Annotated in this window: 5 protein-coding genes; 2 read left to right on the forward strand and 3 right to left on the reverse strand. The window is 69.5% G+C overall.

Annotation, left to right across the window (positions count from 1 at the left end; translation table 11 throughout):
• Both VN520_RS30720 and VN520_RS30725 read right to left on the reverse strand, forming a co-directional pair.
• Positions 1–374, reverse strand: a 374-nt coding sequence (locus VN520_RS30720; protein WP_325750211.1) for an ATP-binding cassette domain-containing protein, incomplete at its 3' end; no start/stop codon positions are given.
• A 77-nt stretch (positions 375–451) separates the two neighbouring features.
• Positions 452–1,120: a DUF4097 family beta strand repeat-containing protein gene (locus VN520_RS30725; protein WP_325750212.1), complete on the reverse strand. Its 669-nt coding sequence runs from the start codon at positions 1,118–1,120 to the stop codon at positions 452–454.
• 245 nt (positions 1,121–1,365) lie between these two features.
• On the opposite strand from VN520_RS30725, the gene VN520_RS30730 reads away from it, so the two are divergent.
• Positions 1,366–2,124: a GbsR/MarR family transcriptional regulator gene (locus VN520_RS30730; RefSeq protein WP_325750213.1), complete on the forward strand. Its 759-nt coding sequence runs from the start codon at positions 1,366–1,368 to the stop codon at positions 2,122–2,124.
• Between the two features lie 61 nt (positions 2,125–2,185).
• On the opposite strand, the gene VN520_RS30735 is transcribed toward VN520_RS30730, so the two are convergent.
• Positions 2,186–2,932: a DUF4232 domain-containing protein gene (locus VN520_RS30735; RefSeq protein ID WP_325750214.1), complete on the reverse strand. Its 747-nt coding sequence runs from the start codon at positions 2,930–2,932 to the stop codon at positions 2,186–2,188.
• Between the two features lie 394 nt (positions 2,933–3,326).
• Between VN520_RS30735 and VN520_RS30740 the strand changes: the two genes are divergently transcribed.
• Positions 3,327–3,901 (forward strand): helix-turn-helix domain-containing protein (locus tag VN520_RS30740; protein WP_325750215.1); only part of this gene is annotated, 575 nt, incomplete at its 3' end.

Consider the following 3,901-nt stretch of genomic DNA (forward strand, 5'->3'; position numbering starts at 1 on the left):
CGCTCCAGCAGCTCGGCGGCCACCCGCCGTCCCTCCTGTCTGGGCAGGTGGTGCAGATCCGCCATCAGGAGCATGTTCTCCTCACCGGTGATCAGACCGTCCACCGCGGAGAACTGCCCCGTGACACCGATCCCGGCACGCACGGCCTGCGAGCCGGTGGTGAGGTCGTGGCCGCCGACGCGGATCTCACCGGAGGCGGGACCGGGGGAGATGAGGGTGGAGAGGATCTTCACGACGGTGGTCTTGCCTGCACCGTTCGGGCCGAGCAGGGAGAAGATCGTTCCTTCGGGCACGGCCAGGTCGATGCCGTCGAGCACGACCTTGTCGCCGTAGGACTTGCGCAGCCCGTTCGCTGCGATGGCCAAGCCGGTCATGAGGGTTGCTCCTTCAGGGGCTGCGGGATTCAGGGCTGTGGGGTTCAGGGCTGCGGGCTTCCGGGGCTGCGGGGTGTTCAGAGGCTGTGGGCGTCGATGTCGCCCTGGGAGGTGGTCGCCTTGATGGTCAGACCGGCGACGCCGTCGGTGTTCCTCAGGGAGTTGGTGATCCGGCCGTAGGCGGTGCCGGCGTCCAGAGAGGCGGAGACGCCGCGGGCGGCGCCGACCGTGATGCCGCCCTGCTGGGTGTTCAGCGTGAGCATGCCGCGCACGGCCTCGGCGACGTTCACGTCGCCCTGCTGGGTGCTGATCTCGCCGGGCCCGTTCAGGCGGCCGACCGTGATGGTGGCGTCGAGGCCGGTGATGTGGGCGCTGTCGGCCTCGTCCAGCTTGACCGAGCCGTGGCCGCCGTCGAAAGCGACGTCACCGAGCCGTCCCACGCCGCGGAATTCGGCTGCGGCGGCCTTCGCCTCGACGCTGGAGCCGGCGGGCAGCTGGACCGTGACCTCGACGGAACCGGAGTTGCCGAGGACGCGGTTCTTCGCTTCCGGGGTCCGGATGCGCAGGACGCCGTCGGAGTAGGTGACTTCGGTCTCTTCGGCCGCCTTCACGTCACGGCTCCTGGCGGGGTCGGCGGGCCGGACCTCGACGGTGGTGTCGATGCGGTCGGCGGCGATGAACCGGATGCGTCCTGCGGGGATGGCGAGGTCGGTGTGGACGGCGGCGGGGGTGTCGAACGTCTGCATCGTGTGCTCCTTCATCTGTGGTGCGCGCCTCTTCGGCTCGCTCTTTCCGATGACGCAAACGCTACGTTGCGTTCATGGAACTGGCAACACTCGAATTGCGCTACTCCCTTGTTATTGCAGGTCAGATGTTAAATTTCATTGCAATGATTTCGAGCCTAACGCAACGACCTTCACCCGATTCGTTGCAATGAAGTGGAGGTGAACGCTATGCTGGAGGCATCACGGACGACGAAGGAGAGATCGCGATGCCGGGAGGCAGACTCACCCAGCAGGAACGCCAGCAGATCGCGCTGGGGCTGGCCGACGGCCTCCCCTACGCCGAGATCGCCCGGAGCCTCGACCGGCCGACCTCGACGATCACGCGCGAGGTGATGCGCAACGGCGGCCCCACCGCCTACCGGGCCGACCTCGCCCACCGGGCCACCGAACACCGGGCCCACCGGCGGAAGCAGACCGTGCCCCAGGGGGCGGAGGCGTCCCCGCAGCCCCACGGACGCGACGCCGAGGCCGTGCGCGAGTTCGAAGAGGTGTTCACCACCGTCTTCATGGCCTCAGGCATGCCCAAGATGATGGCCCGGGTGCTGGCCTGTCTCACCATCACCGACACGGGCAGCCTCACCGCGTCCGAGCTCGTCCAGCGCCTCCAGGTCAGCCCGGCGTCCGTCTCCAAGGCGATCGCGTTCCTGGAGAGCCAGGTGTTCATCCGCCGGGAGCGCGACGAACGCCGCCGTGACCGCTACGTCGTCGACGACGACGTCTGGTACCAGTCGATGGTTGCCAGTGCCCGCGCCACCACCCGGATCATCGAGACCGCACGGCAGGGTGTCGGCGTCCTCGGACCCGGCACTCCGGCCGCCAACCGCCTGGAGAATGTCGCCCGCTTCCTCGACTTCGTCTCCGAGAACATGACCCGAGCGGCCGAGCAGGCCCGCGAGGTCCTCCACACCGGAGTCGAAACGCCCCAGGACGGCAGCGTCGCCGAGCCGCGTCCGGACCCCGCGTAGACAACAGAAAGCGGGCGTGGCACCGGTGCTCCCCGGTGCCACGCCCGCTGCGGAGCGAAGGTCAGTACATGAGGGCGTCCTCCATGCCGGTCTGCCAGTACGTGACGGCCAGCGTGCTGTCGACGTAGGTCTCCTTGCCCAGCGGCACACTCACCATCCGGCCGGCCGAGCCCGCGCTCGCGTCCTGGAAGCCGACGGCCAGGTCCTTGGTGGAGTAGCCACCCGTGCCGCTGCCGTCGGCGGCCGAGGTCCGGATACCGGCGTAGGCGGACTGACCGGGAGAGAGGGTGACGACGGCCTGCGGCTTGCTCTCCTCGAAGACCTGCGGGACGGACTGTGCCCCGCCGAACTTCAGGAACGGGTAGGAGTAGGCGTAGCAGGCCTTCGAGCCCGTGTTGGTCACCGTGAGCAGCATGTGGTTGACGGGGCGCGGGACGCTTGTGACCGTGAGCTTGGTGTTCGCGTCGGTGCAGGTGGGCAGGGACGTGCTGCTGTCCTTGCTGCCCTGCTGCTTCGCGGCGGCGGGCTTCTGGGCGGTGGAACCGGAATCCTTGGCGGTGCCCGAACCGGAACCGGAGGTGCCGGTGTTTCCGGCCGTCCCCTTGTCCGTGTCCGTGTCCGTACCCGTGTCCGCCGCCGGGGCCGCCGAGGTGTCCTCGGCCGGCTTCTGGGACGCCGGGGCCTCGGCGTCGTACGCCGCCGGGGCCGGGTCGCTGCTCTGGCAGGCCGTGAGGGACAGTGCGGCGATCAGTGCGGCGGTGCCCAGGACGGACGTGCGGGCGGCGCGGCGGAAGCGAAGGTCACGCATGAGAGGTTCTCCCCGTTCGAAGGTGGTCGGTGCCCGGGGCGCCGTTTGGCGCCCTGAGGTGCGGGCGGGTCTACTGGTCGCTGACGTGTGATCAGAGGCGCTACAGGAGGGTGATGACGACTGCGATGCAGACGATCAGCACTCCTGTGGCGACCGCGTCGGTCAGGCTGAGTTCAGGTCGAGTACGCACGGCGGCTCCCGGGACGGGTGAGGATGGGATGTACGGGTCGCGGGGAACGCCGCGGTGTGTCCACATCCTTTCCAGGCCCGGAATCCGGTCGCAACGGTTGCTGGGCCATGCGGGACGCTGGAACGCTCGCATGCACTCTGACCTGCGCGGACATCACTTCCCTGGGACGCCGTTCCGGGAAGGAACGGAAGGGGAACGGTCGGGGTGGGTACAGAGATCCAGGACTTCGCGGCGCTGCTCAGGGGGCTGAAGGAGCGGTCCGGTCTCAGCTACGGGGCGCTCGCGCAGAAGCTGCACATGAGCACCTCGACCGTGCACCGCTACTGCAACGGTGACGCCGTCCCCCATGACTACGCACCCGTCGAGCGCTTCGCGCGGGTGTGCCGGGCTTCCTCCGAGGAGTTGATGGCCCTTCACCGGAAGTGGATCCTGGCCGACGAGGCGAAGCGGCGAGGGGTGCGGAAGCCGGAGGCGGGCGGGGCCGCCACCGCCCCTGAGCCCGATGCGCCCGGGGCCTCCGCTCCCGTGCCCGATGCGCTTGAGGGCGCTGCCGCTGCCGCACCCGTCCCGGGGCCCGCCGAGCCTGAGCAGACCGAAGCGGAAGCAGAACCACGCGCGGAAACGGAGGCCGTGGCGAAGCCCGTACCGGGTTCGGTCACGGAATCCGAGCCGGGACCCGTCGCGGAGGACGTGACTCCTGACGGGGCCCGGCCCGCAGCCGTTCCCCCGCCCCGCCGCCGTACCACCAGGCGGCTGCGCGTCCTGCTCACCGCGGTGGC

Origin of the sequence: Streptomyces sp., assembly GCF_035563135.1 — a bacterium.
Lineage (GTDB): Bacteria > Actinomycetota > Actinomycetes > Streptomycetales > Streptomycetaceae > Streptomyces.